The organism is Paenibacillus sp. JJ1683, from assembly GCF_053006485.1.
Map to the genome: position 1 here is coordinate 3,029,253 of NZ_CM129820.1, position 26,267 is coordinate 3,055,519.

Consider the following 26,267-nt stretch of genomic DNA (forward strand, 5'->3'; position numbering starts at 1 on the left):
TTACTTCACCTTACTTCACTTTACTTGTACCAAAGGTCATCGGTTTCAAGCTCTTGTAGACTGTGCAAAAACGATCTTGAGTTATCGACATAAAGTTCGGTATCGATATAGTCAATGAGCATTCGACCATGATCCCGACGGGCTCGTCCTTATCTACACCTTTGACCCGCAAAGCATGTGCAAGCTGATTGGCCTGTTTGTTCAGATCAGCATACGTCAAGTGCTTGTCCCCAAGTACAACCGCCACATGGTCCGGTGTGCGCTCAACCTGCTCCTCAAACAACTGATGAATCGTTTTCTCCCGTGGGTAATCCGCTAACATACCATGTAACATGCTCAACTTCATCTCCTTCTCCTGTCAGCCATAATCCAGATATTACAATAGTTTGGGGATTTAACTGGAGAAAAAGAAATGACATCAGAGCTTGTTTTTCGACTGAACATTTCTTTAAAATAAGTATATAGCTACTTCTTGCTCTACAATAAATACCACAGATTGGTTACTCGACTGGAGGAAAAGAAATGACATCGGAGTGGCAGAGACTACAGACCAAACTGCCGGAATGGGTAGAACAAAGCCGTCATGAGTATATTCATGGCAAGGTAGCAGCGTATATTCCCGAACTGTCCAAGGCCCCGGCCGACGCGCTGGGTATTGTGGTCATGAACGGTGCGGGTGAGACCGTGGTAGCCGGAAATACGGAAATCCAGTTTACGATGCAAAGCATCTCAAAGGTATTTACGCTCATTCTGGCCTTGATGGATAATGGAGAGGACGTTGTCTTCTCTAAGGTAGGTATGGAGCCTACCGGAGACCGTTTTAATTCCATGCTAAAGCTAGAACTAGTCGAGCCGGGGATTCCATTTAACCCACTGATTAATGCCGGAGCAATCGCGGTCTCCTCTCTGATTCGCGGAAACAGTCCAGAAGAGAGATTTGCCCGTGTTCTTCAATTTTTCCGTCTGCTTACTCATAATGACACATTGGAATATGATCAGGATGTCTACGATTCAGAATCAGCCACAGGCCATTTGAACCGTTCCCTTGCTTATTTTCTAATGGAAAAGGGGATTTTAAGAGGTCATGTGGAGGATGTGCTTGACGTCTATTTCAGACATTGTGCTGTCAAATTAAACTGTACAGATTTAGCACGTATGGGACTCATACTAGCCTACAACGGCCGTGATCCGGTCACAGGTATACCTTTAATCCCCCGTCGCTATGTACAGATCGCCAAAACATTTATGACAACATGCGGTATGTATGACGCCTCTGGTGAATTTGCCATTCAAGTCGGACTCCCTGCCAAAAGCGGCGTATCTGGCAGTATAATGACGATGGTACCTGGACGATACGGCATCGGGTTAGTGGGGCCTTCATTGAATCGTATGGGCAACAGTACAGCGGGGGTACACTTGCTGGAGACAATGTCCCGCGATTTGGATTGGAGTTTGTTTTAGGATATAAAAAAGGGTATTCCCAGCCAGTACGGCTCATAGGAATACCCTTTTCTGTTACGTTCTTGCTATGTTAAATGGTTTGACCCTGAACCAATTTGATTTGAATACGGAACGGGTCAGCCACATACAAGGCCCCATCACGTTCTTGTAATCGATAACCTGCCGCAGTCAAACGAGCAGTAATGGCATCCAATTCTTGTTGGTCTGGAACATTCAGTTCAAAATAATCCAATCCAGCAGCCTGCTCGGGAGCTGGTGGCGCTCCTTCACCTGCCCATATATTTAAGCCCATATGGTGGTGGTAACCACCTGCGGAAACGAACAAGGCTGAAGATCCATATCGGCATGTAATGTCAAAGCCAAGCACATCGCAATAAAATTGCTGTGCTGTGAGCAAATTAGACACATGGAAGTGAACATGCCCAATTACCGTTCCCTGTGGCAGTCCCTGCCAAGGTAAGTTTTCAGAAATGGCAATCAGGTCTTCTGCATCCACAGGTCCAGTTCCCATCATGTAAAATCCATTTGCATCTTTTTTCCATTGATTACGAGGACGATCCGCATAGATTTCAATTCCGTTATTATCGGGATCATGGATGTATAATGCTTCACTTACATCATGGTCTCCCTGTCCGATTTCAATCTCATGAGCCAGCAGATTACGCAAAGACAAACCCAGAGCTATACGATCTGGTAGAAGAATAGCAAAGTGATACAATCCGGCTGCAGACTGGCGCGGCAGAATAACTGCATTTTCAATATAGTTAAGAATCAGTAGCGCATGCTTTCCGTCAACAGTCAATTCAGCGGTATCCGCTGTTTGACGTAGAAGCTGTAAACCAATGACCTCAGTGTAAAATTGAATAGAGCGCTCCAAGTTACTAACTTTTAATGAAACCTGCCCGATTTTAGTGTTGTCATGAATATGTGCTGTCATGAGATTTCCCTCTTTCTACATGGATTGGAGGACTAAGGCTTAATCAAATTTATTGTTCTGTTGACCCACGACGGCTGAACAAAGAATCCAGAGACCAGCGAGTTGTCGGCGCAAATACGAGATGAAGAGCTACCAGAATAAAAGCAATATCCAGCTCATAGCCAGCGCCTTGACCATTCCCCATCAACCCGCCGGACAATTTGGCCGTGAAAATAGCGCCGATCAATACAATAACTAAAAGTCCGGATACATAGCGAGTAAGCAATCCAAGAATTAATGCAATCCCGCCGACCAACTCAATCACCGCAACGACATAACCTAAAAATCCTGGGACACCAATGCTGGAAAACCAGCCTGCAACATTACCCAATCCCATTTGGAATTTAGCAATTCCGTGCGCCAAAAACAAAATTCCGAGCGCCACCCGCATAATTGTAGAAACATTTCTGCTTGCTGAACTCATCTTTATCTCTCCATTCTGTTTGTTTTAATACACTCATACAAGCGTATATGAATAATTAATTTATATTACTAATAATTTAGCCAAAAAAATAATGACGTCCGAATCTATACTGCAACACATAAGTATGAATTACACTCAAATTATTAGTAATAGTAATAATTATTTTGTAATGTGAATTTAGCATAAGAAACTATAGTCTGTCAACAAATTATTTGGTATGATGAATAATAAATTAGTATATATTATATTTCCCTAAAAGGAGGAACGCTCTATGGGTATAGGATGCAACATTCGTGCGGCTCGTAAACGTAAAAATTTATCCATCCAGCAAATCTGCGAACGAACCGGTCTATCTCAAGGATTTATGAGTCAAGTCGAAAATAATAAAACCTCCCCTTCCATCGCTACATTGGACAGCATCGCTAATGCGCTGAACGTACCTCTCGCTTTTCTGCTTCTTAAAGAAGAGGAACGGATGCAAGTGATTCGTAAGGACGAGCGTCGTAAAACATTGTATGGTAAAAACAAACTCCAGGTCGATCATTTGGGTGGTCAGGGTAATGTCAAAATGATGCTGGTGGACATGCCGCCAGGCTCATCTACAGAAGAAGAACATGCTCATGCAGGGGATGAGATTCATTTTATTTTGGAGGGTACGGTATACGTGGAGCAGGGTGAGGATTCAGCTACTCTGGAAGCAGGAGATTCCTTTAGCTGGAGAGCAGCCATCCCCCACTATGCCAAAAATGTTGGAGAAAACAACGCGCGTATTCTGATCTCCGTGTTTCTCGAAGCAGAAAATGACGCCTAAACAAGATTTGAGCATATCACAATATTCATTACCCATTTCATTGTAAAAAGCGTGTACCGGGAAGTTAAATTAACTTCAACGATACACGCTTTTTTGTAGTAGCTACTCTGCTAAACTTATCCCATCGCCTGCTGGGCATCTGTACGTGATTCCCACGGCAGCTTAAAGGTTTTCATGATCTGCTTGGCATTGGCTGGGAGCCCGCTTACCGGATCACCCGTCGTACCCAACAACTCTTCTTTTTTATCCGTAGTAATACGCCCATAATAAGTAGAGCTGCTGTCCCCCCATCCTGTAGTATACTCGTAGATCAGCGGCTTATTTAATTTCGGATAGGTTCCCCACTGATCTTTGGCTTTATTAGCCAAAAACAGCTCCAGTGGATCGTATTCCATCGTAAAGGTTTTATCAAAGGGAGCTCCCACATACCCTTGATAGGTAACAATCGGAAAACCGTCCTTCACTTCAACCAGACTCAGCACATCCCCGTTCACTGTAAAATACCGCAATGCTTCGCCTTGGGGGAACATATAGACACTGGACAGCAGCTCAGTGTTAGGACGATGTTCTTCTATATAAGGATGGACAGAACGTCTTTCTAAGTGGATTAATGCTTCACGTGCTGCCACGAGATCTCCCTCATATATTTGTTCTTTTAGTTTACCGTGAATCGGTGGCTGGATCTGAATCTGTGTATTTGTCTTCTCTAACGTATAACCTAAATCAAGCGATACATCTCTAAGAGGCACATATACGTCTTTACCTACAACCTCAAATGTAAGCTGCTGCTTGCTCTTACGTAATCGCTCCTTAAGAACTAAGGGTTCTGCCCACTTTTGCAGCGTGACCTGCTTTTTTTTAGCATCCCAATGGTAGCTTGCACCTACAGCTTCAGCCAAAGGTTTAAGCGGTACCATGAGCTTACCGTCAATCAATAGAGATTTGGTCTTGTTGTTTAAGGGTTGACCGGCTATAACAATATCTGTTAGTTGTGTTGATTGAGGTGCTGTGGTTCCCTGTTCAGCCGCTTCGACTTCTCCTTGGTGCATTGTTGTCAAGAGCAATGGTAGCATCAGCAAGGCGACAAACAATCGCTGAAATCCTGTTCGATCTAGCTTCATTATGAGTCTCCGTTCACTTAATAGACTTGTTCATTCCGGCTCTATTTCTTTTTGGCTGCGTCAATGTCTCCAGGTCTCATCCCTGCCCAGATGTTCGGAATACTGACGGTCTCTGGATGCTCAAATACGAGAAACGCAGTCGGCAAATATCGTTCTCCGTATTCAGAGGAAGGCTTGTTGACAATGGTGTTATCCTTGACGAGCACCGTTGATGAACCTCCATCCAAATTAGCACCGATAACCGCTCCATGCTTAAGTAAAATATTTTGCATATCATACAAGTTGGCACCTATGCTGTACCCAGGCTGGCGACCGTCGACGGTTACGAAAAGGATTGCCCCGTCTGCTCTCTGTCCCATCGCGGTACGGGGAGCAATGCCCCATCCCTCGCTTGCATTGCGAATCAGACCTTTTCCATTCACAATTAGGCGTGGTTGGAAAGTAACCGCTTCTTGCACATTCATTTTGGACAACTCGGACAACGAATAGTGACCGGCTATCATTTTTCCCTGTTTATCAATACCTACGATTTGAACAGAGGCATTTTTACCCATATCGTTGTAGTATATCTGGCCCTGAGAAATGACAACACCAATCGGTTTAAAGCCATTTCCGTTCCAGTTGGGATCAGCGAATCCACCGCCGTTTACACCAGCAACGGCCCCCAAACGCTCGACCATACTAGATACATGTTCTCCCCGGCCGACTTTAGCAGGAACCCCGAGCCTAATTTTAGTGGGGTCATGCACCGTCATAACATAGCCATGATAGTTACGACCCGATACCTCTTCCACTTCAACCAACGGCGTCTGTTGTACTTTAGTAGGTATCAGATCAGGCAGATTGATTGTATGTCTATCCTTTTCCTCTCCCATCTCTTCGAACCGGGCCGAATATTCAGCCACGCGCTTCTTCGCCTCTGCTTCGCCGATAAAATATTTCGCCCAGTGACGATGCTGAGTCGTAATCAGCGTATCCGCAGCCAAATAGCGCATCTCCTTGCCAGAAGGGGTTAAAAACAACCATGCACCGCCCCCAATTCCTGCTAACAGGAATACAATAAAAAGTCGCAACATAAAGCGACCAAATTTTCCTTTTCGTTTCTTTTTCTTATTTTTCTGCCTGCGAGCTGCTGCACGCTGTGGCAAGACTTCCGGTTTCATTCATCATCTCTCCTGTTTGGTGACTTCTATCGTATTTCTTCACTATTGCCCATCAAATGATCAGTAGCGATAGGCTGCGACATCTAACGACAATATCATAAACTAATTTTGTAGAATGATAGTGTCAATTTTTTAACAGATTCATCCACTCTTAAAAAGAATACAGCAAAAAGCCCTTCACATAAATGTGAAGGGCTGTAAATAGGGGGATATCCTATTTAAGGAGCAGCCTCCGGTTCGAGTAGCATGAACAGCTCTTTCATCTGCTGGCGCTTAAGTTTGGGACTAAGCACATACAAAGTATCGCCCGGTTCAATCACAGTTGTACCTCTCGGGGCAATAATTTGCTCGTTCCGAATAATGGCTGTGAATAAGATGTCTTCAGGCAGCTGTATATCCTGAATCGCCTTGCCGGCTATCGACATCCCCTTTTGTACCTGAATGTGGTTGATTTCCGAAGTGGTTTTTCCCAAAGAAACTAATTCCAACAGTGAAGGCGACGATGTCTCGTTAGGGTCCATCAAGCCAAGCTTCACCGCTAGCCACGAGATCGTGGTACCTTGAATAATCGCAGAGGTGAGCACAACGAAAAATACGACATTAAAAAACAAAGGTCCTACATCCATTTCGTCCAGTAATGGATAAGTTGCTAGTACAATGGGTACCGCTCCCCGCAGTCCTGCCCAGGATAACAGTGTCTTCTCGCGAACAGAGTACCTGGAAAAAAGCAAGCTTAGGAACACACCTATTGGACGAGCCACCAGCATGAGGATGAAGGAGAGCGCCAAACTTTGCCACGCAATGCCCAGCAATTGATCGGGAAAGACCAATAGGCCGAGCAAGACAAACATCATAATTTGCACCATCCAGGCGAAGCCATTGTTAAAATGGATAATGGATCGCTTGTAGGTCAAGTCGGAATTTCCCAATACAATGGCCATGACATATACCGCCAGCAATCCGCTCGCCTCCAGTAATGATGCCGCCGCATACGTCAAGACTGCAAATGCCAATGCCATTACAGGATACAAACCGGATGAATCAAAATTCATTTTATTAATCGCATATACACCTAAGCGTCCGAGTACAAAACCAACGGCTAGACCAAAACCCATTTCCCATAAAAACAACAAGATATGTATCCAAATGGATTGCTCAGGGTGATGTATCAGCTCAATCAATGTTACTGTGAGAAATACAGCCATCGGGTCATTACTGCCGGATTCCGCTTCAAGCGTCGAGGTAATTCGCTTTTTGATGTTTTTACCTCCTAAAACGGAAAACACAGCTGCCGCATCTGTCGATCCGACAATAGCGCCAAACAGCATGGATTCCATCCAGCTTACGCCTAAAATAAACTTGGCGCACACGCCAATGACTACAGTCGTGATGATGACCCCTAACGTTGATAATGACAACGCAGGTCGAATTACTGGCTTAACATCTGTAAACTTTGTCTGCATCCCGCCTTCAAACAAGATTACAATGAGCGCGAGAATGCCCACCAGCTGTGTGATAAAGGCATTATCAAAATAAATAAACTGACTGAGCACCATGCCTACAGCAATAAACAAAACTAGCGCAGGCATACCGAAACGGCTGGAAAATTTGGTAGTCAGCACACCGACCAGCAGCAAGCCGGACAGCAAAAGCACAATCAAATTAATCACGGTTGTCTGTTCCATACGGCTTCTCCTATCTTGAAAATAAATGTTCATTTTTTCGCCTTCTAACTATATACCCTCAAATCACACAGAATACTAATCATAAGTAAAAAAATATATGAGAAAATCAAAAAATCCAGCTCATGGTCTGTGCTAAATTCCGCACTCCACAAGCTGGTTTGTACATTTTTTTTAAATTTCTCAAGCTGTACCCGTTCGTCGTGCTTAGGCTTTGGGCTGAATCATATGTGCTGGTACAACATATTGGTCAAACTGCTCTTCCGTCAGCAGTCCACTGCGGAGTGCCGCTTCCTTTAGAGACAGCCCTTCTGCATGTGCAAGTTTGGCGATTTTAGCAGCATTTTCATATCCAATATGTGGATTCAATGCTGTCACCAACATTAGTGAATTATTCAAATTGTGCTCAATCTTGGCGAGATCGGGCTCGATGCCAACGGCACAGTTGTCATTAAAAGCAATGATGGAATCGGCCAGTAGATGAACTGATTGCAAAAAGTTGTATATGATTACTGGCTTAAACACATTCAGTTCAAAATTACCTTGACTTGCTGCAAATCCGATAGCTGCATCATTACCCATGACTTGCGTAACGACCATCGTCAGTGCTTCACTCTGGGTAGGATTTACCTTACCTGGCATAATGGAGCTACCCGGCTCGTTAGCAGGAATCGTGATTTCCCCCAAGCCGCTTCGCGGACCACTAGCCAGCCAGCGAACATCATTGGCGATTTTCATCAAATCCGCAGCTAGCGCTTTGATTGCTCCATGTACAGCCACCACTTCATCGTGACTGGTCAGCGCATGAAATTTATTAGGTGCAGAAGTGAACGTTTTGCCAGTGAAGCCGGAAATTTCCGCAGAGGTTCGGGAGCCAAACTCTGGATGAGCATTAATTCCTGTGCCCACTGCTGTTCCGCCAATCGCCAGCTCCTTCATATATTGAACCATGTCGACGATCATTCGCTTGCTTTTGTCCAGCATGGCATACCAGCCGCTGATTTCCTGACCCAGTGTAAGCGGTGTCGCATCCTGCAAATGGGTTCGACCAATTTTGATAATATCCTTGAACTGTTCTGACTTCTGTTGAAAAGTCTCTTTCAGCTTGTCAATGGCAGGCAACAAACGGTCCTCGACCGCAATGACACCCGCTACATGAAGCGCTGTAGGAAACGTATCATTTGAGCTTTGCGACATATTCACATCGTCATTCGGATGCAGCTTCGCATCTTTTCCCTGTTCTTGTAACCATTCGCTGCCTAGATGAGCAATCACTTCATTGACATTCATATTAGACTGCGTACCGCTCCCTGTCTGCCATACAACCAATGGGAAATGGTCATCAACTCGTCCAGCTAGAATTTCATCCGCTGCATAAATAATAGCATCCTGTTTTTCCTGAGATAGCTTACCCAACTTATAATTGCTGATCGCCGCACTTTTTTTGAGTACCGCGAACGCCTGAATGACCTCTAATGGCATTTTCTCCGAGCCAATCGGGAAATTTTCCTTACTGCGCTGTGTCTGCGCTCCCCACAAACGATCTGCCGGTACTTTGATTTCGCCCAACGTATCCTTTTCAATGCGGTAGTTCAACTCATTTCCTCCTCTTGGCCTATGTAATTCAGACAAAATATGGTGATCTTCTTTGCCTATTATACATTAAATTTCAAATGTTATCATATATTTTGCAAGCGCTTTTTTACGATAAGGTTAGAGGAGATAGAAGAAAAAATTCAGCTATGAGCTTGATTACCAGCCTCAGCTAATCGTGATGTTGCTTTTGGCATGCACTTCTTTTCTGCCCAGTAGCTTATTTAGTGCGTCGATATAAGCTTTAGCGCTAGCTTCCAAAATATCTGTACTAGTACCTCTTCCCAGTGCTGTGTACTCACCTTGCCTCAAAATAGCGTGAACTTCCCCCAACGCATCTTTGCCATACGTTACAGACTGGATGGAGTAATCCTCCAACTCCACCACTTCACCACTAGCCTTGTCAATCGCATGAAAAATCGCATCTACAGAACCATTACCCATCGCAACTTCATCAATTGATGTGCCATCTTGTTTATTCAACCGTATAGAGGCGACTGGAACCGACTGATTACCATAGGACACCTGAATAGAATTTAGTGTGTAAATTTGAGGTGAGGCATTGCGGCTTTCATCCATCAGGACAAGTAAATCCTCATCCAACACCTGTTTTTTCTTATCTGCCAAGGCTTTGAATTTGCGAAATGCAGCCTGAAGTTGTTCCTCTGTCAAAACATCAAACCCCATGTCCGCCAGTTTTTCCTTAAACGCATGACTTCCCGAATGCTTGCCTAATACAAGTTTACTGGTCTTCAAACCAATGCGCTCAGGGGACACGATCTCATATGTTGTACGCTCCTTCAGCATCCCGTCCTGGTGTATACCGGACTCATGTGCAAATGCGTTGGCCCCAACAATGGCCTTGTTCCCCGGTACCGACATTCCAGTACGCTTGCTTACCAGTCGACTGGTAGCATACAGTTCCTCCAAAACCAGACTCGTTTGTGCACCATAGAGATCGGTTCTCGTGTCAAGGGCCAGTGCGACCTCCTCGATAGGTGTATTTCCGGCTCGCTCGCCAATACCATTAATGGTACCTTCAAATTGATCTACACCGTTACGGATAGCTGCCAGCGTATTAGCTGTTGCCATCCCAAGATCATCATGACAGTGTGTGCTAAGCTGTATTTTTTCAATACCTGGTACTTGTTGTTTTACGATTCTAAACATTTCTCCAAACTGATCTGGCGAGGCATAACCTACGGTATCCGGTAAATTGACGACGGTCGCTCCAGCGCGAATTGCCATATCTACAACTTCACAAATAAAGTCCAACTCGGTACGACTGGCATCCTCTGCCGAAAATTCTACCTTGCTGAAATACTTACGTCCATAACGAATGGCAGCAGCAGCGGTCTCTAATACCTTCGCTTTATCCATTCGTAGCTTATGCTGGCGATGAATAGGTGAGGTAGCCAGGAACAAGTGAAGACAAGCGTCCTCCGCTCCCCGTAGAGCTTCTCTGACCGCATCTATATCCTGCTCTTTCGAGCGTGCAAAACCAACCAGTGTTGCTTGGGTGACCTGTTTGGCAATCTCCTGCATGCTGATGATCTCACCAGGTGAGGTTGCCGGAAAGCCGGTCTCAATCCGATCTACGCCTAATTTTTGAAGCTGAAGAGCGATTTCCACCTTTTCTGTGCTGGTTAAGCTAACTCCTGGTGATTGTTCTCCATCTCTTAACGTTGTGTCCAACACCCATATTTTGCGCATACAGATACCACCTTTGGTTTGATTTTAGGAGATGCTCAAAGTAGAAGGTTTATACATCATTTTATTCATCCGATCATCTGATGTTTAGGATTAAAAAAATTAGGAACTTCCCATATGCTTTTGCAGCTCCAGCTTGGTGCCGTCCAAATGCTGAATACTATATAACTCTGCAGCCTTACCATCCTGATCCAAGATCGCTTCATAAATTTTTTCATGCTGAAGTGTAAAATGATTTGGCATCGCCGGATCGGTAATCAGATTGCTCAGCGCCTTGCGAATAGCCTCTACAAAGCTGCGGTATACGTCCGTAAGCACCTTATTGCCTGTAGCTGCTGCAACAGCCAAGTGAAAAGTAATATCCGCATCCAAGTACCCATTCATATCTCCAGCAGCCAATGTCGCAGCTCGACGGTCCAGTGCCTCTCGCATCAAGCGTAAATCTTCGTCATTACGACGTAACGCAGCTAATCTGGCAATCTCCAGTTCCAGCACGCTCCGCACTTCATAAACTTCAATAATTTCAGCACGGCTTAGTCGGTAATCCAATGGTTCTTGGGAAGTCGTCGGTTGGCAGACAAAGGTCCCGTGTCCTTGCTTTTTCTCTAATAGACCGGCATGCACCAGTACGCTAACCGCCTCCCGAACTGTAGATCGCCCGACTCCAAATAGCTTCATAAGCTCGGGCTCGGTTGGAATCTTAGTGCCTACATTCCATTCACCAGCAGTAATTTTTCGTTGCAACTGCTCAGCCACTTCATCTGCAATTTGCTTGCGTTTAACAGCTTGAAAAGGCATCATTCCATGATTCATCTGATCATCTCCTGTTTCGTATCATACTATGACACATTGCTTTTCTGCAACCTTTTTCATAATCTTTCTTAATGGTCTTGTAACTGCAGCCTTAGCAATCGAAAAAGCCTGCACCGTTCACCACGATGCAAGCTTATTTGGATAAAGAACATATTAAGATTTCGTTTTATTCGGAGTCACACAATACAGACGGCTGGTTGTTTCAAAAATATGTCCCGGAGCCAGTGCAATTAACCCGATGTCTTCCGCAGGCAAGTCTGGTCGATTCGGTGCATTGATCATGTTCATTTGCGGTTCAGGACAGATGAATTCCTGGTTCGCTTTGTTGTTCCAAATCATCCAGTGCTTATAAGCAGTGCCTACATCGTATACAAGGGTAGCACCTGTCTTACTGTGTGTGAGTTCCATGTAGTTACGTCCATTTTGCGGAGCCGCCGTATAATGATTATCCATAGAGGCAAAATAAGGGCTAACTCCTGTTGTCTTCATCAGTTCCTCTTCCGGGGATAAAGGTTGGAACTGTCCAGTGGCCAACAACCGATCTGTCAGCTCACGCCGCTCACCGATCGTAACCTTAATCTTGTAATCCTCAGGCGAGCTATCAGGTACAAACGGTACCCGAATGGCTGTGTGAAAGGCAAACAAGTTGGGAATCGGCTGATCCCCCTCGTTATGGATCACATAACGCTGATGCAGGCCAAATTCGTCAAGGCTGTACGTCAGCTTCATCGTAAAGGTGAAGGGTAGATAACGGAACATAGGATGCCCTTCCCTTACATGCTGATTCATTACCACATAACTACCTTGCTCCCCGGAACCGTAATCCTCAACCTCCCACCGAACGGTGTGTAAAAAGCCGTGCAAATGGTTATGGGTAGCCTCTTCATTAATTGGCAGCTCATATGTAACACCATTCCACAGGAATTTTCCATCCTCATATCGATTCGGAGGGAACAAGAAAGGAATTCCATAAACGGATGGGCTTTGCTTAAAAGCCTCTATGCTCTCAGCATCCGGCTCACGTAAAAAAGAATATCCCGTCTCATTGTCACGAAAAGAAATCAGATTTGCGCCGTTTCCTGGCAGGGCAACCGCTTCATATCGTCCAAATTTAAGACGAATCGCCGGTATTCCATAATAAAGATCACCAATTGCAGTATGCTGTTGTGTCATCAAAAATCCTCCTTGATGAAATGACGATGTTTAATGAAAGCGTTTAGCTTTTGGCTTGACTATACCATGTCCAGCAAAAAAATTCCACGTCCACGCAAAAAAACGATGCCCCGCAAGGCATCGTCCTTCACACATATTACACATAACGTCCCTGTTTGGGTACTGCCATGTGTTCAAAATTTCCAGCCAGCTTTTCCAACTGATCAGTCAGCTCGGTACCTTGCATGAAATGTCCATGCCCTGTAACTGCAATTGCAGGCTTTAAGCCTGCTAACATCCTCACTGACCGCTGTGCAGCTTGCCAATCTGTTGTAAAATACGCAGGCGGTCCGTGGATTTCTTTTTCCTGTAAAAGCACAGCCAAGGCCGATTCCTGCTTTACCGTGATAAAAGCGTCACCAGCTACCATTAAGCGTCTCCGCTCATGAAAAAGCGATACATGACCAGGCGTATGTCCTGGTGTATGCAGCCACTTCCAACCAGGGGCGCCGGGGACACTACCATCTTGGGGCAAGGAGGTAATGCGATCATCGAGATCTATAGCATCATTGGGGTACAAGAAGGAAATTCCCGACATCAAGCCTCCCCCCACACTAGGGTCAGGTTTTTGATAATCTTTCATTCCCGTTAAATAAGGTAATTCCAAAGGGTGTGCATAAACAGGTGTACCCCAATGCTGAACCAACTCAATAACCGAACCTACATGGTCAAAATGACCGTGAGTAAGCACAATAGCAACCGGAGGACCCGTAAACCGTTCCTCAGCTAGGCGTATAATCGAGTCTGTGAATCCTGCCATCCCCGTATCCACCAGCACCCAGGATCGGCTTCCCGGCTCTCCGATAAAACACACATTTACAAACAGCGTCCGTAAGCTCAGGAGATCGGGAGCAGCCTCTTCATTTGCCGTCATTCCTTCGGTGAACAGATGATTTGCCAAAGCTTCACCCTCCTATTCACATGGAATTTCCTGTTATACTCGACCTTTAGGCTTCCCCCATGTCAGCAGATTATGCGGACACTGCTAAATATAATCCGCTTGTCACGAAAATAGACCATGTTTACATTACTCGGGTAATTTACTCCATGCCGCATCCAGCAAATAGTCGAAAAGATCATCGTTCTCTTCAATCCAGCTATCCATCTCTAGCATCTCTTCCTCCAAGCGTGGCTCTCCTGCAAAATGGAGACTATAATCCCACTCCTTTCCCTTTTTACTGTGGAAGGTGATTTCATATATAGAACTCTGTCCGTCTACTCCAAATACCACTTGGCCTAAATATGCACCGTTCTCATCTCTAGTCATTTGCGCCTGCTGAATATGTACTTCTTTCAATTCCTGAGAAGAATTTTGCTCCGTCATTTATTTATCCGCCCTTTCATTTTCACTAAAAAGTACCAAAACTGATTTGTGAACCTTTTCGTTACATTGTACAATATATAAGCTATGTGTGGAATTTGCAAAAAAACTGTGCGAATTACCCTATTCTTATTTGAGGCTTTTTCGTGAAATGGAGGAAAGTTACATGTCAGATTTTCAACAAAAATTGCAGAAATATGCGGAATTAGCCGTTCGAGTGGGCGCCAATGTCCAACCTGGGCAGACACTTATCGTTCATGCGCCAATCTTGTCCGCCGAACTCGTACGACTTATCGTTAAATCAGCGTATACTGTCGGAGCTAAGCTGGTAAAAGTAAAATGGAGTGATGAGACGGTTACCCGATTACAGTATGAACTAGCTCCTGATGAAACTTTTAATATTGCCCCCAAATGGTACGCAGCCGAAATGACAGAAGAAGTCGAAAATGGCGCTGCAGTGCTCCATGTCATTGCCGAGAATCCTGATTTACTTCAAGGGATTCCGTCCAGCAGAATTACCGCTGCCCAGCGTGTGCGATCACATGAGTTACGTCAATACCGTGAATACCAAATGGCTGACAAGTTCAGCTGGTCTCTGATTGCTTATCCTTCAGCAGAATGGGCCGCCAAAGTATTCCCTGATCTGCCAGCTTCCGAGCAAATGGATAAACTGTGGGAAGCCATTTTCAGCACTGTACGTGTGGATCTGGACAACCCTGTGGAGGCGTGGAATGAGCATTTGAAAACCCTCTCCAGCAAAGCTGATATTTTAAACTCCAAACGCTATAAAAAGCTGCATTATCTGGCGCCAGGTACAGACCTCACTATCGAACTGGCAAAAGACCATCTATGGGTAGCAGCCGAAAGCGTCAACCAACAGGGACATACTTTTGTAGCCAACATGCCTACTGAAGAGGTATTTACTGCTCCACTTAAAACGGGAGTAAACGGTAAAGTCAGCAGCACCAAGCCACTCAGCTACAGTGGCAATATCATCGACAACTTCTCACTGACCTTTGAAAATGGACGTATTGTCGATGTACAGGCCGAAACCGGTTTGGAGACTCTCCAGCATCTCGTAGAAATGGACGAAGGTTCACACTACCTGGGCGAGGTTGCGCTCGTGCCTCATAAGTCACCGATCTCTGATAAAAACATTTTATTCTACAATACATTGTTTGATGAAAATGCCTCTAACCATCTGGCTATCGGTAATGCTTATGCATTCAATCTTAAAGGCGGTAAGGATATGACTCAAGAGGAGTTGGCTGCCAACGGTCTGAACTCCAGTCTGACTCACGTCGATTTTATGATTGGTTCAGGTGAAATGGACATCAATGGCGTTACCGAAGACGGTACTGAGGAACCGATCTTCCGTAAAGGAAATTGGGCGATTTAACACGGTAAAAAAGGCTCTCACCGCTTCATGCGAGAGAGCCTTCTTGCTTCATCTTTAAATTATGTTACATACATTTACAGTGTATTAATCCAATAATTCGCTGCAAGTCCAAATACGATTTGTACTATGCTGATGATGAAAAAGACAATAAAGCAGCTTACAACTCTTCGATTAATGGTTTGATGTAAGGATAAAGATGATTTCACATAAAACATGCTGCCTAATATCCCCAAACACAGACCAAAGATACCTGCAAATAGCCACCCTATAACTAAGCTGACCACGACAAAAGCCCAGCTCCAGCCCGGAGCCTTACTTACTGGAACATAAGGTTGATTGGACCCAAGATATATACCGTCCACAGCTAAATCTGCTTTGTTGCCAATGACCACAACATTCACAGCTTTCTCCTTCAATCGAATTGGAAAATCAATCAAGTTCAAAAATGCGTTCTGGCTTTTCACCTTCTGCTCGCTACCATTCACAATAATTTTTCCTCCGGTAAAGCCACGCTTGTACTCAATACTATATTGAATACCTTGGTCTTCTACATTCCATTTGGCCATCGCTAAACCCCTCTCAAATTTTAGGTAATTTTCTAATTATGTACCATGGAAATCATACCATAAGCCGCAAGTTAAATAATGGAAAAAGGCCGCTTATCAGCGACCTTTGAATCTACTTATTTCATATGTGATTAGTTTCTATGTCCAATTTTAGTCTTGTAGGCAACTGAATACTGATCAGCCGCTAAAATTGCATCAAGCACATCATCCGCTGTAACAGCAAATGGTAAATTGTGAGCGGTTTCGCCTTCTTTGGTAGCAGCCTGAGCTACCCGGTACAAATCCTCTCGGGAAGCTTCCTGCAGCTTAATGTCTTCCAGCGTAACCGGCAGATCCAGTTTTAGGTAAAAATCAATATACCGCTCCACCTCAGTTAAAGGTCTTTTTTCCAAGGCAAGCTGTACTAAGGTGCCAAAAGCTACTTTTTGGCCATGCGTCAGGTGATGAATGTCTCCTTCGAGTACGGTAAAACCATTGTGAATGGCATGTGCACCTGCCAAGCCGCCGCTTTCAAAGCCCAAACCGCTTAGCAATGTATTGGCTTCTACCACCGCTTCAAGCGCTGGTGTAACGACTTTGCGCTTCACAGATTCATAAGCTTGCAGTCCGTAATCGAAAAGAACCTCCTCGCACTTGGACGCAATGGCTTCTGCCGCCAAGGTTGGCAAGCCGCCAGCCATAGTTGTAGCACGAGCTTCAATGACTGCACGGGCTTCAATCCACGTTGCCATGGCATCCGCAATACCTGAGGAGAGGAACAAAGGCGGTGCCTGAGATATGACCTTCGTGTCAACCAGGATTAAGCTCGGATTTTTACTAAAAAAGGTATACGTATCAAATGCACCCTCATCCGTATACAAAACAGATAGAGCACTGGTAGGGGCATCTGTAGAGGCGGTTGTTGGAACAATCACCACCGAGGAACCGAGTAGCTCATTAACGGCTTTAGCGGTATCCAGTGTTTTACCGCCACCTACACCAATGACAATATCGACCTGGCCGCTTCGTCCCTCATCAGCAATACGGTTTACTTCATTTTTGGATGCTTCTCCTTGAAACTCAACCTTTATAGCAGTGATATCAGCCTGTTCCAGACTTTTGACCACTCGATCGGCTGCAATCTCCCAAACCAGCTTGTCCGCAATAACCAAAGCCGTATGGCCTAAAGGCTTAACATATTCACCTGTTTTATCAATCACATTTTTCCCTTGCACATATTTACCTGGACTAATAAATACTTTTTCGCTCATCATTCAACTCTCCCTTCCATGTTTGTACAATCTCTATTATACGGCTGAAAGGGCACACATCTCAATTTCAAAGCCAAAATCTTCTATCATTTGATGATCAGCGGTAACTTCTTGGCCTGCTGTCGTTAAATAATCTCCTACAAAAATCGAATTTGCTGCATAAAGGGCTAGCGGTTGTAATGAGCGTAAATTCAATTCCCTTCCGCCTGCGACGCGTATTTCTTTGGATGGACAGATGAACCGAAACAGTGCCAACACCTTTAAAGCTTGGATCGGTGAGATCCGCTGTGCTTCTCCCAAAGGGGTTCCGGGGATTGGATTCAGGAAATTAATCGGAATAGAGTCGGCATCCAACTCTCGTAAGGCATAAGCCATGTGAACGATTTCCTCATTCGTCTCCCCCATACCGATAATAACGCCAGAGCATGGAGACATTCCGTGTGATTGAGCCATTTTCACAGTTTCGATGCGTTGGTCATATGTATGTGTGGTCGTAATCGAGGGATAGTTGGCTTTGCTTGTATTTAAATTATGATTGTAACGGTGTACCCCAGCATCTGCCAATCGCTGTGCTTGATCTCCCTTGAGAATCCCCAAGCAAGCGCAAATTTTGAGCGGCATGGTACGACTAATTTCTTGTACAGCATCAATCACCTGATCCAGCTCCCGATCTGTCGGACCTTTGCCGGAAGCTACAATGCAATATGTCCCCGCTTTTCGTGCTAGGGCTTCCCTTGCCCCAGCCAACAATGATTCCTTATCCAGCATACTATACTTGCTGACAGGTGCCGTAGAAACGATGGATTGTGAGCAATAACCACAATCCTCCGGGCACAGACCACTTTTGGCGTTCATGATCATATTGAGCTTTACTTTTTTTCCGTAAAAATGATGCCGTACCTGAAATGCAGCTTGCATAATCGGTAATATTTCCACATCGTCCGCTTCCAGTACCGCCGTGCCTTCTTCCAGCGTCAGATTGCTGAAATGTATCGCTTTTTCAGCTAATGAGTCCCAATTTACAGCCTTATTGAATAAATTCATACTTCATCCTCCCTTATTTAGATGGTTATGTAAGCAGATGAGATTTTTACCGTAAGGAAATTCTCTCTATTGTCAACTTAATAATTATGCATTAGGTTGACAATAACACGGATATCATATCAATTCACATCCTTTATGTAAAGAAGACAAATTAAAAAGCGACCCCACATCATTAAAGGTCGCTTTCCATATTTATTCCATTATGAGACTCCTGCTTCCTCCACGATGATAGGCTGTTTGATTAGCCGAATACGTGAAATCCGCTTGTTTTCAACTTCTTCTACAATGAACATACATCCTTCAAACACTACAGACTGACCTGGCTGTGGAGGGATAACCTCTACATGTGAGTAGAGCCAGCCCCCTACTGTATCATAATCCTCATGATCAAGATCTAGCCCGAAACGATCGTTCACTTCATCAATTAATAACATACCGTCAATGGAAAATTCCTCGTCATTAATCTGCTCACAACTCGGACGTTCTTGGTCGAACTCATCCTGAATTTCACCGACGATTTCTTCCATAATATCTTCCAATGTTACCATACCCGATGTGCCACCGTATTCATCAATCAAAATTGCAATTTGCGTCTTGCTACGCTGCATGCGTTTGAGCAGATCACTAATTTGCGTTGATTCAGGAACAGCAAGAATCGGGCGAATCATCGTACGGGTATCCAGCGTGTTCGCACGTAGAAGATCTTTAATATGGATAAAGCCGATAATATGGTCCTTATCTTCGGCGCAGATTGGATAACGGGTTCTCATGCTTTCCGTTGCAATCGCGAGATTTTCTTCTGTGGACTCATTACTGTATAAACAGATCATCTCCGTGCGCGGAATCATGATTTCCCTGGCGGTCGTGTCGGCAAAATCAAATATATTATCAACAAGCGCCAATTCCGTATTATCAATTAGTCCGCTCTTATTGCTTTCTTTCATCAGAATGCGTATTTCATCCCCCGTATGCGCGGAATCATCATACTCGGATACCGGCTCCAGACGGAACAAACGCAACAGGCTGTTCGCCATTCCATTCAACGCCCATATGAATGGATACATCAACTTGTAAAACCAAGTCATCAGCATGGCCGAATACAGTGTAATAGTCTCAGATTTACGAATAGCTATCGTTTTGGGTGCCAATTCACCCAACACAATATGCAGAATCGTAATGACAATAAATGCAATCACCACGGCAGTACCGTGTACGTATACCGCTCCCAAGCCAGCGGCAGTAAATATAGGCTCAATCAAATGTGCGATGGCCGGCTCTCCGATCCATCCCAGTCCCAACGATGCTAAGGTGATACCCAATTGGCAGGCAGACAAATAAGCATCCAAATTGTGTATCATATTGGCGGCGTATACGGCCTTTTTATTGCCCGCCTCCACCAAGGTTTCGATACGGCTGCCCCTGACCTTCACCATGGCAAATTCCGCAGATACAAAAAATCCATTCAATAATACTAATGCAAAAACAATAATTAAGTTAAACATACTCGGTAAAGGGTCACTCAATATGCTCCCCATCAGCCGTCATTACGGCAGACAGGCGCACCTCCTTCGGATATTTTCATCATAGACAGAACGATAACACATCATAAGCAGCGTCAACTTCCCAACACATTCACCCCTTCCGGCTTCCATAAGCCATATTCCGCATAAATGTTTAAATCATTCATCAGCTTATATTTAATTATATAACTATACTCTATACAGTCAAACTACAAGCAATGTCAGAAAAATCAATCCCTCTATCATTTAGGTCGAAAAGCTCTCATTTTCGCCTCTTACCACCAAGAAAGCAACTATATTTGAGAAAGAATATAAACAAAATACATCCCCTGCCGTCTGGCAGAGGATGTAAACTCATATATATGAAGGCATCAGCGAACCGGAGATCCGCCCGGGTTCCCGATGACGCCGGGATATTGGTACAACAATGGCTCATCAAAAGTTGCATAATCCAGGTTTAACATCAGCAGAATGGTCCGTTTGCCTGTCGCCGGATCACTAATAATAATGTGGTCCCGACCTGCTGCTTCCAGAATGCCTTTGAATATTTTAGCATTCCATTCTCGGTTATTTTCATAGGTCATATAAAAAGTTCCCGTTTTGCCCAAGTTCAAGCGTAAAATATTCTCGATGTATGATTGCTCGTATTGAGGAGTCTGAACCTGCACTACCGTACCCGTTGGTGTCATAGGGCTGCCACTACTTACTTGAGGTGGAAAGCCAGTCATAGGTTGCATGGTTCCGGCTGGAGCCATTCCTCTTGGCCATTCGGGATATCCATTGCCGGAAGCATAAGATACGGGACGGTAAGCTTGCTGTGAAATCATTTAAATTCCTCCTAAAATGGTTTTAATTTTTAAATTCTTCAAGCCATCCTGAAAGGTGTCTAATATACATTAGGACAGTCCTGTGCAGTCGGGCTAAAAAAGCAATGGGCTTTAAAGCGTCCGGTATTGGTCTGGTTATACCAGGTACCCGGGCAGTCTCCAGCCGGTCTGAAAAACCATAATGCATTGGATGCTGGACGTATTTTTTCACCATTGATTACACGCTGGGCAAGTCGAATGTCCCGATCACGGGCCCTCTGATAAAAATACCCCTTCTGAGTAGCCTCAAAACCTCCGGGGCTTTGAAACACCATGTCATTCATGAGGCGTATCCCTTGGAAATCTAGGCAATTGGCTAAAATTCGGTTCACACCGACATTGCCAACCATGAGCATTCCCGACTCGCCTTCACCTTCAGCCTCAGCCCGCATCAGCCGGGCGAGGGTCCTCACATCCTCTGAGTTGGTCTTGATTACAGCCACCGCGTCCCCTCCTTGCTTCTCCTTCACATACCCTATCCTATGGTACAAATGCCCAATAGGTGACAGTCCAGAAAATAAAAAAATAGCCCCAAGAATGGGACTACTCATTTAGGCTTTTATCATGGCTCGTAGATCATCTTACGCGTCATGCCACCATCGACCACTAGATTCGTGCCTGTTACAAAATCATTGTCGGGTTGTGTTAAATACAGACAGGCTCGTGCGATGTCTTTAGGGGTCCCTACTCGCCCAGCCGGATGCTGTTGATGGTCTTCCGCACGCAATTGCTCGTAATCCCCGGTTTCAATCCATCCTGGACTAATACAATTGACCTGAATCCTATCCTTTCCTAGCGATATGGCCATCGCGTGTGTAAGGGCGGCTATGGCTCCTTTGGATGCTGCGTAGGCTTCTGTGTCCGGCTCTGACATGAAAGCTCGTGTAGAGGTCATATTAACCACTGAGCCCCCTTCTGCGTTTCGCTTCATTACCTTAGCCGCTTCTCTGGTTGCAATAAAACAACTGCGTACGTTTGTATTCAGAATGTCATCCCATTCTGCTACGGTTAACTCATATGGAGATTTCCATCTGGATACGCCTGCATTGTTAATCAACGTATGAATTGTACCGTATTCTTCTTCCGTGGCACGGATCAGCGCTACAATATCTGCTTCCTTACGCACATCACAAGGAATAAAAATAGCCTGATGACCCTCGTTCCGGGCTGCTGCAGCGGCTGCGGCGCCCTCTTCCTCATTGTAGTCAGCAAATACAACTTTGGCACCCTGAGCAGCATAGGCAAAAGCGACCTCTTTCCCGATGCCATGCGCCGCTCCTGTTACAATAACAACTTGTCCTTCAAATGACACGACTTATTCCTCCTCTGAACTACTCTGTTTTAGTATATATGTACCAAAATGTGCTGTACAAGAAACATTCACAGCCCCCTACCCTGGCTCCTCGCAGAAGGCTGTAAATGAGCATGAATGTTTTTGACTGAATCCTACATTTTAACCTGCTCCAAGCTATAACGATTAAGACGCTGAAACCCGATATACCTTGTACCTTGAAAAGTAAGCCGTCCCTCATCCCCTTCAGCACATTGACCATATTCTTCCCCTGATACCTTGAACTCCATCCGGTCGCCACTCTCCACTTCAAAGGTTACATAATAGAAAGTATAGGTACGACTCCCTTGTTCCTCTTGGCGCCTCTGTTGGAGATGTGTCCTTCTGGCCGTAATGCGGGAACCCACCGTCAACACAGGCTGCCGCTTGTTCCGGCTCCATTCCATGACTTCCCTGCCCGCAGACAACACGACAATACCCAACACAACTACGAAAAATACGGGCAATACCGTACCCAGCCAATCGAACATCCATAATGACTCAAATCCCATGCACCGCACTCCTCTCCGCCAGGCATTCCACAGGGAAACCACTGGGCATCCTGACCTGCCTCAAGCCTTCTATAACAGTATATGTATGTTGCTGCCCAAATTTGATAGCAACCCTCAAGAACGCCAAGAGCCTCCACGGATTAATCCGGGAGGCTCAAGATATGGCGATATCAGAATGGCTCATCGATTTACACATGTACAAGTTGGAGATAACGTTGTGTTTCATCCAGAACTTCATGATCTTCTTCTTCGGCGTAACGCTCTGCGCATTGCTTGCAGTCCTCTTCCGTCGTGCAACCGTAGGCATCCTGACAAGTGTAGCAAAATTGAAGGTAGTATTGGGTTAACATATGATCCTGATTCGCTCTCATGATTATCACTCCTATCGTTGTTTACAGGTTTAGTATAACAGTGGCTCATTTGTTAGTTTGTGATTTTTTTCACATGTTGTCGTATAAAATTTAAATTTTTTAAAAATAAAACGCCCTGAGAAGACATCCCAGGGCAATCACCATTATCGTGATTATAAAATTCTCCAGTTTGCACCACCATCTGTTGTTTTTAACAGCAGTGATTTCTTGTCGTCGAGTCGTTCCAAAAGCAGCCAACCTACCGATGAAGAAGCAAAACGCAGCTTGACTGATCGTGGGTAGTCTTTTAGCTTCGAAGGCAGCACCTTGTTGCCTTTGAGACTTGTCCACGTCTTGCCTCCATCTATTGTACGGCTCATTCCGTTTACGGTTATAACCCATCCTTCTTTATCGCTTAGAAAGGTACGCCCAGGAGTTATAGAATTATTATTGCTACTCAGACCCAATGGCACATCATTCCATTGTGTTCCTGTATTATTCGTAAACAGCCCGTTATATTTGGTACCGTTATCCCCATAGCAGAAAACCGGAATCCAGTATGAGGAACTGTTACCTTTAAGAGACTGCTGAGCTTCTGCCTTAGCCTGAGGGCACCCTTGCATGCTGTTAGCGACTGAAGTCCACGTTTTCCCTTGATTCGAAGTTTTATACAATTTCACGCTATTGTCCACGTTAATCGCCACAAAACCCTGATTGTTGGAAGAAAAGCTCATTCCCGCCATACTGCCTTGATCGGGTAAACCTGAGCCTGAATTGTTGGAAGTCATACCAGAACTTTGCGCAACTTTATTCCACGTGGCTCCTCCGTCCGTGGTGTGATACAACATTTTTTGTTGATCCTGCTCATTCAGTTTTGTATAAGCCATGATCCAGCCTGTGGTTGGATTTACATATTGAATCGAGCTTACATGGTCTCCGCTAGGTAGCGCTGAAACATCCCAGCTCTGCCCTCCATCTGCCGTTCTTAGAATGACTGTTGCTGTTTGGTCCAGATTTTGGCGGACGACCCAACCGTGACGTGAATCTGTGAAACTGATATCCTTGCCATATTCAAGCTTGTCTTGAAATTGGACGTTTTCAGAAGGAGAAATATTATTCCATGTTTTCCCACCATCATGGGTATCATAAAGTCGAAGCTCATTATGGGTAACTCCCCAAACCAACCCTTTATTGTTATCGATTAAATGAAAATCCGCGATTCGTGTCTGTACTACATATTTGGCGTTTGGATCGCCAGCCTTTGGGGTTACCGGCGGATTAATAGTTATCGTTTGTCCCTGGTCATCTGGTTCCTCAATCGGAGGTTTAGTTACAGTTTTTGGGGGTTCAGCAGAACAGGCAGTTAGCAGGATGCCCGTCAATAGCATTACTCCTCCCAAGAGCGCACGCCAGCGCAGTTTCATATCAAAATCCTCCCTCGATGGCATGCGGTAATCACGTGCCAAAAGCTTATCTGAAACAGAATTATACCATAAACACCCCTATGTGACACTTTTCGCGTAATGACAAAAAAAACCGGCTCCTTCACAAAAGTGAAGAATGCCGGCTTTTTTCATACTAATATTGTTTAGGATTTATGATTCAACAAACTTTTGTGATATCCATAGAAGAAATAAATCAGTAATCCAAGCAGTAGCCACACGATAAATCCGATCCAGGTGCTGATATGAAGCTGAAGCATCAGACCGATGCAAACCAAAGCACTCAGTAGCGGAAGTAACGGAACCCATGGTACAGTAAACCCTCTTTTCAAATCTGGTCTTGTCTTCCGCAAAACGATGACCCCAACCGAAACTACAGCAAAAGCGAACAGAGTTCCAATACTCGTCAGATTGGTCAGTGCATGCAACGGGAACAAGCCGCTAGCCAATGCGATAATGCTACCCACCAGCCATGTGCTTCGAATCGGTGTTTGAGTTTTGGCATTTATCTTAGAAAGAAAAACGGGTAAAAGACCATCTCGTGACATAGAAAAAATTAATCGTGTCTGGCCGTACAACAGCACCAGCAAAACGGTCGTCATCCCTGCAATCGCACCAACTGAAATTAATCCAGCTACAAAATCCTGATGAATAAAGCGGAGAGCAAACGCAACCGGATCACTAACGCCCAACTGCGTATAAGGTACCATTCCCGTTAACACAACTGAAACGGCAATATACAATATCGTGCAGATCGCTAAAGAGGAAATAATGCCGATGGGCATGTTCCGTTGCGGATTGCGTACCTCTTCAGCAGCAGTTGAGATAGCATCAAAGCCTAGATAAGCAAAAAATACGATTGCCGCGGCACTCAATACACCAGAAAATCCATAAGGCAAGAACGGTGTCCAGTTGGCAGGCTTAACATAAAAGATTCCAATTCCAATAAATAGCAGTACGACCCCGACTTTGACACAAACCATAATGAAATTGAATCGGACCGTTTCCTTGGCTCCGAGACTAAGCAACAGTGTGATGAGCATGATGATGCACACCGCTGGCAGATCAATAATGGTCCCCTTGGTCGAATCGAAGGCTGCGGTTAAAGCTAACGGTAGATGTATATCAAATCCGGCCAGCAAGCCTTGAAAGTAAGCAGACCAGCCACTACTCACAGAGGCGGCCGCCACTCCATATTCCAGAATCAAGTCCCAACCTAGTACCCAGGCCAGCACTTCTCCAAAAACAATATAACTATATGCATAAGCGCTCCCAGCCGCGGGAACTGTAGATGAAAGCTCTGCATAGCACAAGGCTGCCAATACGCAGGCAATCCCTGCAATAACAAAAGAAAGCATCAAGCCGGGACCTGCATTTTCTGCTGCTGCCTTGCCAGTAATAACAAAAATCCCTGTCCCGATGATGCATCCTACTCCTAGCATGGTGAGATCAAAAGGCCCCATTGTTCTCTTTAAGCGACCTGTAGATCCGCTTTCCTCGTGCGAGAGCTGTCCTGTTTTTTTTCGAAATAAGTCCATATTCCTAATCCTCTTTCCATAATTTCTTACGTCAATATCGGTGCTGCAACGCTTTAGTGCATGTTCCTATCGTTCGATTAATTATTAGCGAGCTCGCCTTTGAAGTCAAGGAAAAATGTCATAATTCTTTACGGTGGGTAAATATATACGGTACACTGAGTTA

The 26,267-nt window shown here is 44.9% G+C and carries 26 protein-coding genes; 3 read left to right on the forward strand and 23 right to left on the reverse strand.

Annotated features, from left to right (window positions below; translation table 11 throughout):
• Nucleotides 1-10: 10 nt before the first annotated feature.
• Nucleotides 11-346: an AMP-binding protein gene (locus ACUC6J_RS12805; RefSeq protein WP_123797259.1), complete on the reverse strand. Its 336-nt coding sequence runs from the start codon at nucleotides 344-346 to the stop codon at nucleotides 11-13.
• 176 nt (nucleotides 347-522) lie between these two features.
• On the opposite strand from ACUC6J_RS12805, the gene glsA reads away from it, so the two are divergent.
• Complete coding sequence (gene glsA, locus ACUC6J_RS12810) at nucleotides 523-1,461, forward strand: glutaminase A (protein ID WP_017427020.1); 939 nt, start codon at nucleotides 523-525, stop codon at nucleotides 1,459-1,461.
• A 70-nt stretch (nucleotides 1,462-1,531) separates the two neighbouring features.
• Here glsA and ACUC6J_RS12815 read toward each other — a convergent pair whose 3' ends face one another.
• The gene (locus ACUC6J_RS12815; protein WP_016820791.1) at nucleotides 1,532-2,398 is read right to left on the reverse strand and encodes a VOC family protein; all 867 of its coding nucleotides are present in this window, start codon (nucleotides 2,396-2,398) and stop codon (nucleotides 1,532-1,534) included.
• A gap of 49 nt (nucleotides 2,399-2,447) precedes the next feature.
• Nucleotides 2,448-2,861: a DoxX family protein gene (locus ACUC6J_RS12820; protein ID WP_016820790.1), complete on the reverse strand. Its 414-nt coding sequence runs from the start codon at nucleotides 2,859-2,861 to the stop codon at nucleotides 2,448-2,450.
• Between the two features lie 271 nt (nucleotides 2,862-3,132).
• Here ACUC6J_RS12820 and ACUC6J_RS12825 point away from each other — a divergent pair, with 271 nt between their 5' ends.
• Entirely contained in the window at nucleotides 3,133-3,672 is a 540-nt protein-coding gene (locus ACUC6J_RS12825) for a helix-turn-helix domain-containing protein (RefSeq protein WP_016820789.1), read from the forward strand.
• 116 nt (nucleotides 3,673-3,788) lie between these two features.
• Here the strand turns inward: ACUC6J_RS12825 and ACUC6J_RS12830 are convergent, their stop codons facing one another.
• From ACUC6J_RS12830 to ACUC6J_RS12870, 9 genes are all read right to left on the reverse strand, one after another.
• The gene (locus ACUC6J_RS12830; RefSeq protein ID WP_044786030.1) at nucleotides 3,789-4,793 is read right to left on the reverse strand and encodes a stalk domain-containing protein; all 1,005 of its coding nucleotides are present in this window, start codon (nucleotides 4,791-4,793) and stop codon (nucleotides 3,789-3,791) included.
• 41 nt (nucleotides 4,794-4,834) lie between these two features.
• Complete coding sequence (locus tag ACUC6J_RS12835; protein WP_016820787.1) at nucleotides 4,835-5,956, reverse strand: phosphodiester glycosidase family protein; 1,122 nt, start codon at nucleotides 5,954-5,956, stop codon at nucleotides 4,835-4,837.
• Nucleotides 5,957-6,174: 218 nt separating this feature from the next.
• On the reverse strand, nucleotides 6,175-7,641 hold the full coding sequence (locus tag ACUC6J_RS12840) for a potassium/proton antiporter (protein WP_016820786.1): 1,467 nt from the start codon (nucleotides 7,639-7,641) through the stop codon (nucleotides 6,175-6,177).
• 204 nt (nucleotides 7,642-7,845) lie between these two features.
• A complete protein-coding gene (gene fumC, locus ACUC6J_RS12845; RefSeq protein ID WP_016820785.1) occupies nucleotides 7,846-9,234 on the reverse strand; it encodes a class II fumarate hydratase in 1,389 nt (462 codons plus the stop codon).
• Nucleotides 9,235-9,399: 165 nt separating this feature from the next.
• Nucleotides 9,400-10,944, reverse strand: coding sequence for a 2-isopropylmalate synthase (locus tag ACUC6J_RS12850; RefSeq protein WP_044786031.1), 1,545 nt, complete (start codon nucleotides 10,942-10,944; stop codon nucleotides 9,400-9,402).
• Between the two features lie 99 nt (nucleotides 10,945-11,043).
• Complete coding sequence (locus tag ACUC6J_RS12855) at nucleotides 11,044-11,754, reverse strand: FadR/GntR family transcriptional regulator (RefSeq protein WP_016820783.1); 711 nt, start codon at nucleotides 11,752-11,754, stop codon at nucleotides 11,044-11,046.
• A gap of 153 nt (nucleotides 11,755-11,907) precedes the next feature.
• Nucleotides 11,908-12,927, reverse strand: a complete 1,020-nt coding sequence (locus ACUC6J_RS12860; protein WP_016820782.1) for an aldose 1-epimerase — start codon at nucleotides 12,925-12,927, stop codon at nucleotides 11,908-11,910.
• Nucleotides 12,928-13,063: 136 nt separating this feature from the next.
• On the reverse strand, nucleotides 13,064-13,867 hold the full coding sequence (locus ACUC6J_RS12865; RefSeq protein ID WP_017427024.1) for an MBL fold metallo-hydrolase: 804 nt from the start codon (nucleotides 13,865-13,867) through the stop codon (nucleotides 13,064-13,066).
• A 126-nt stretch (nucleotides 13,868-13,993) separates the two neighbouring features.
• On the reverse strand, nucleotides 13,994-14,290 hold the full coding sequence (locus ACUC6J_RS12870) for a hypothetical protein (RefSeq protein ID WP_045244528.1): 297 nt from the start codon (nucleotides 14,288-14,290) through the stop codon (nucleotides 13,994-13,996).
• A gap of 163 nt (nucleotides 14,291-14,453) precedes the next feature.
• On the opposite strand from ACUC6J_RS12870, the gene ACUC6J_RS12875 reads away from it, so the two are divergent.
• On the forward strand, nucleotides 14,454-15,686 hold the full coding sequence (locus ACUC6J_RS12875) for an aminopeptidase (protein WP_016820780.1): 1,233 nt from the start codon (nucleotides 14,454-14,456) through the stop codon (nucleotides 15,684-15,686).
• Between the two features lie 74 nt (nucleotides 15,687-15,760).
• Here ACUC6J_RS12875 and ACUC6J_RS12880 read toward each other — a convergent pair whose 3' ends face one another.
• From ACUC6J_RS12880 to ACUC6J_RS12930, 11 genes are all read right to left on the reverse strand, one after another.
• On the reverse strand, nucleotides 15,761-16,252 hold the full coding sequence (locus ACUC6J_RS12880; RefSeq protein ID WP_016820779.1) for a hypothetical protein: 492 nt from the start codon (nucleotides 16,250-16,252) through the stop codon (nucleotides 15,761-15,763).
• Nucleotides 16,253-16,383: 131 nt separating this feature from the next.
• Nucleotides 16,384-17,502, reverse strand: coding sequence for a glycerol dehydrogenase (locus tag ACUC6J_RS12885; RefSeq protein ID WP_019687369.1), 1,119 nt, complete (start codon nucleotides 17,500-17,502; stop codon nucleotides 16,384-16,386).
• Between the two features lie 36 nt (nucleotides 17,503-17,538).
• Complete coding sequence (gene bioB, locus ACUC6J_RS12890; RefSeq protein WP_447248946.1) at nucleotides 17,539-18,546, reverse strand: biotin synthase BioB; 1,008 nt, start codon at nucleotides 18,544-18,546, stop codon at nucleotides 17,539-17,541.
• A 200-nt stretch (nucleotides 18,547-18,746) separates the two neighbouring features.
• Nucleotides 18,747-20,048 (reverse strand): hemolysin family protein, encoded by a 1,302-nt coding sequence (locus ACUC6J_RS12895; RefSeq protein ID WP_181969119.1) that lies wholly within the window; start codon nucleotides 20,046-20,048, stop codon nucleotides 18,747-18,749.
• A 389-nt stretch (nucleotides 20,049-20,437) separates the two neighbouring features.
• Complete coding sequence (gerQ, locus tag ACUC6J_RS12900; RefSeq protein ID WP_017427029.1) at nucleotides 20,438-20,893, reverse strand: spore coat protein GerQ; 456 nt, start codon at nucleotides 20,891-20,893, stop codon at nucleotides 20,438-20,440.
• A 59-nt stretch (nucleotides 20,894-20,952) separates the two neighbouring features.
• Complete coding sequence (locus ACUC6J_RS12905; protein ID WP_016820774.1) at nucleotides 20,953-21,375, reverse strand: cell wall hydrolase; 423 nt, start codon at nucleotides 21,373-21,375, stop codon at nucleotides 20,953-20,955.
• Nucleotides 21,376-21,494: 119 nt separating this feature from the next.
• On the reverse strand, nucleotides 21,495-22,244 hold the full coding sequence (locus ACUC6J_RS12910; protein ID WP_447248947.1) for an SDR family NAD(P)-dependent oxidoreductase: 750 nt from the start codon (nucleotides 22,242-22,244) through the stop codon (nucleotides 21,495-21,497).
• A gap of 134 nt (nucleotides 22,245-22,378) precedes the next feature.
• Nucleotides 22,379-22,774 (reverse strand): DUF2500 domain-containing protein, encoded by a 396-nt coding sequence (locus ACUC6J_RS12915; protein WP_016820772.1) that lies wholly within the window; start codon nucleotides 22,772-22,774, stop codon nucleotides 22,379-22,381.
• A gap of 188 nt (nucleotides 22,775-22,962) precedes the next feature.
• Nucleotides 22,963-23,145 (reverse strand): hypothetical protein, encoded by a 183-nt coding sequence (locus tag ACUC6J_RS12920; protein ID WP_013371387.1) that lies wholly within the window; start codon nucleotides 23,143-23,145, stop codon nucleotides 22,963-22,965.
• A gap of 152 nt (nucleotides 23,146-23,297) precedes the next feature.
• On the reverse strand, nucleotides 23,298-24,548 hold the full coding sequence (locus tag ACUC6J_RS12925) for a WD40/YVTN/BNR-like repeat-containing protein (RefSeq protein ID WP_447248948.1): 1,251 nt from the start codon (nucleotides 24,546-24,548) through the stop codon (nucleotides 23,298-23,300).
• Between the two features lie 164 nt (nucleotides 24,549-24,712).
• On the reverse strand, nucleotides 24,713-26,104 hold the full coding sequence (locus ACUC6J_RS12930) for an amino acid permease (RefSeq protein WP_447248949.1): 1,392 nt from the start codon (nucleotides 26,102-26,104) through the stop codon (nucleotides 24,713-24,715).
• Between the last annotated feature and the right edge of the window lie 163 nt (nucleotides 26,105-26,267).

What these genes read in the sequence shown, in the direction of transcription:
- ACUC6J_RS12805 (WP_123797259.1), bottom strand. Translation starts at nt 346, where the DNA reads ATGAAGTTGAGCATGTTACATGGTATGTTAGCGGATTACCCACGGGAG.
- glsA (WP_017427020.1), top strand. Translation starts at nt 523, where the DNA reads ATGACATCGGAGTGGCAGAGACTACAGACCAAACTGCCGGAATGGGTA.
- ACUC6J_RS12815 (WP_016820791.1), bottom strand. Translation starts at nt 2,398, where the DNA reads ATGACAGCACATATTCATGACAACACTAAAATCGGGCAGGTTTCATTA.
- ACUC6J_RS12820 (WP_016820790.1), bottom strand. Translation starts at nt 2,861, where the DNA reads ATGAGTTCAGCAAGCAGAAATGTTTCTACAATTATGCGGGTGGCGCTC.
- ACUC6J_RS12825 (WP_016820789.1), top strand. Translation starts at nt 3,133, where the DNA reads ATGGGTATAGGATGCAACATTCGTGCGGCTCGTAAACGTAAAAATTTA.
- ACUC6J_RS12830 (WP_044786030.1), bottom strand. Translation starts at nt 4,793, where the DNA reads ATGAAGCTAGATCGAACAGGATTTCAGCGATTGTTTGTCGCCTTGCTG.
- ACUC6J_RS12835 (WP_016820787.1), bottom strand. Translation starts at nt 5,956, where the DNA reads ATGAAACCGGAAGTCTTGCCACAGCGTGCAGCAGCTCGCAGGCAGAAA.
- ACUC6J_RS12840 (WP_016820786.1), bottom strand. Translation starts at nt 7,641, where the DNA reads ATGGAACAGACAACCGTGATTAATTTGATTGTGCTTTTGCTGTCCGGC.
- ACUC6J_RS12850 (WP_044786031.1), bottom strand. Translation starts at nt 10,944, where the DNA reads ATGCGCAAAATATGGGTGTTGGACACAACGTTAAGAGATGGAGAACAA.
- ACUC6J_RS12855 (WP_016820783.1), bottom strand. Translation starts at nt 11,754, where the DNA reads ATGAATCATGGAATGATGCCTTTTCAAGCTGTTAAACGCAAGCAAATT.
- ACUC6J_RS12860 (WP_016820782.1), bottom strand. Translation starts at nt 12,927, where the DNA reads ATGACACAACAGCATACTGCAATTGGTGATCTTTATTATGGAATACCG.
- ACUC6J_RS12870 (WP_045244528.1), bottom strand. Translation starts at nt 14,290, where the DNA reads ATGACGGAGCAAAATTCTTCTCAGGAATTGAAAGAAGTACATATTCAG.
- ACUC6J_RS12875 (WP_016820780.1), top strand. Translation starts at nt 14,454, where the DNA reads ATGTCAGATTTTCAACAAAAATTGCAGAAATATGCGGAATTAGCCGTT.
- ACUC6J_RS12880 (WP_016820779.1), bottom strand. Translation starts at nt 16,252, where the DNA reads ATGGCCAAATGGAATGTAGAAGACCAAGGTATTCAATATAGTATTGAG.
- ACUC6J_RS12885 (WP_019687369.1), bottom strand. Translation starts at nt 17,502, where the DNA reads ATGAGCGAAAAAGTATTTATTAGTCCAGGTAAATATGTGCAAGGGAAA.
- bioB (WP_447248946.1), bottom strand. Translation starts at nt 18,546, where the DNA reads ATGAATTTATTCAATAAGGCTGTAAATTGGGACTCATTAGCTGAAAAA.
- ACUC6J_RS12895 (WP_181969119.1), bottom strand. Translation starts at nt 20,048, where the DNA reads ATGTTTAACTTAATTATTGTTTTTGCATTAGTATTATTGAATGGATTT.
- gerQ (WP_017427029.1), bottom strand. Translation starts at nt 20,893, where the DNA reads ATGATTTCACAGCAAGCTTACCGTCCCGTATCTTATGCTTCCGGCAAT.
- ACUC6J_RS12915 (WP_016820772.1), bottom strand. Translation starts at nt 22,774, where the DNA reads ATGGGATTTGAGTCATTATGGATGTTCGATTGGCTGGGTACGGTATTG.
- ACUC6J_RS12920 (WP_013371387.1), bottom strand. Translation starts at nt 23,145, where the DNA reads ATGAGAGCGAATCAGGATCATATGTTAACCCAATACTACCTTCAATTT.
- ACUC6J_RS12925 (WP_447248948.1), bottom strand. Translation starts at nt 24,548, where the DNA reads ATGAAACTGCGCTGGCGTGCGCTCTTGGGAGGAGTAATGCTATTGACG.
- ACUC6J_RS12930 (WP_447248949.1), bottom strand. Translation starts at nt 26,104, where the DNA reads ATGGACTTATTTCGAAAAAAAACAGGACAGCTCTCGCACGAGGAAAGC.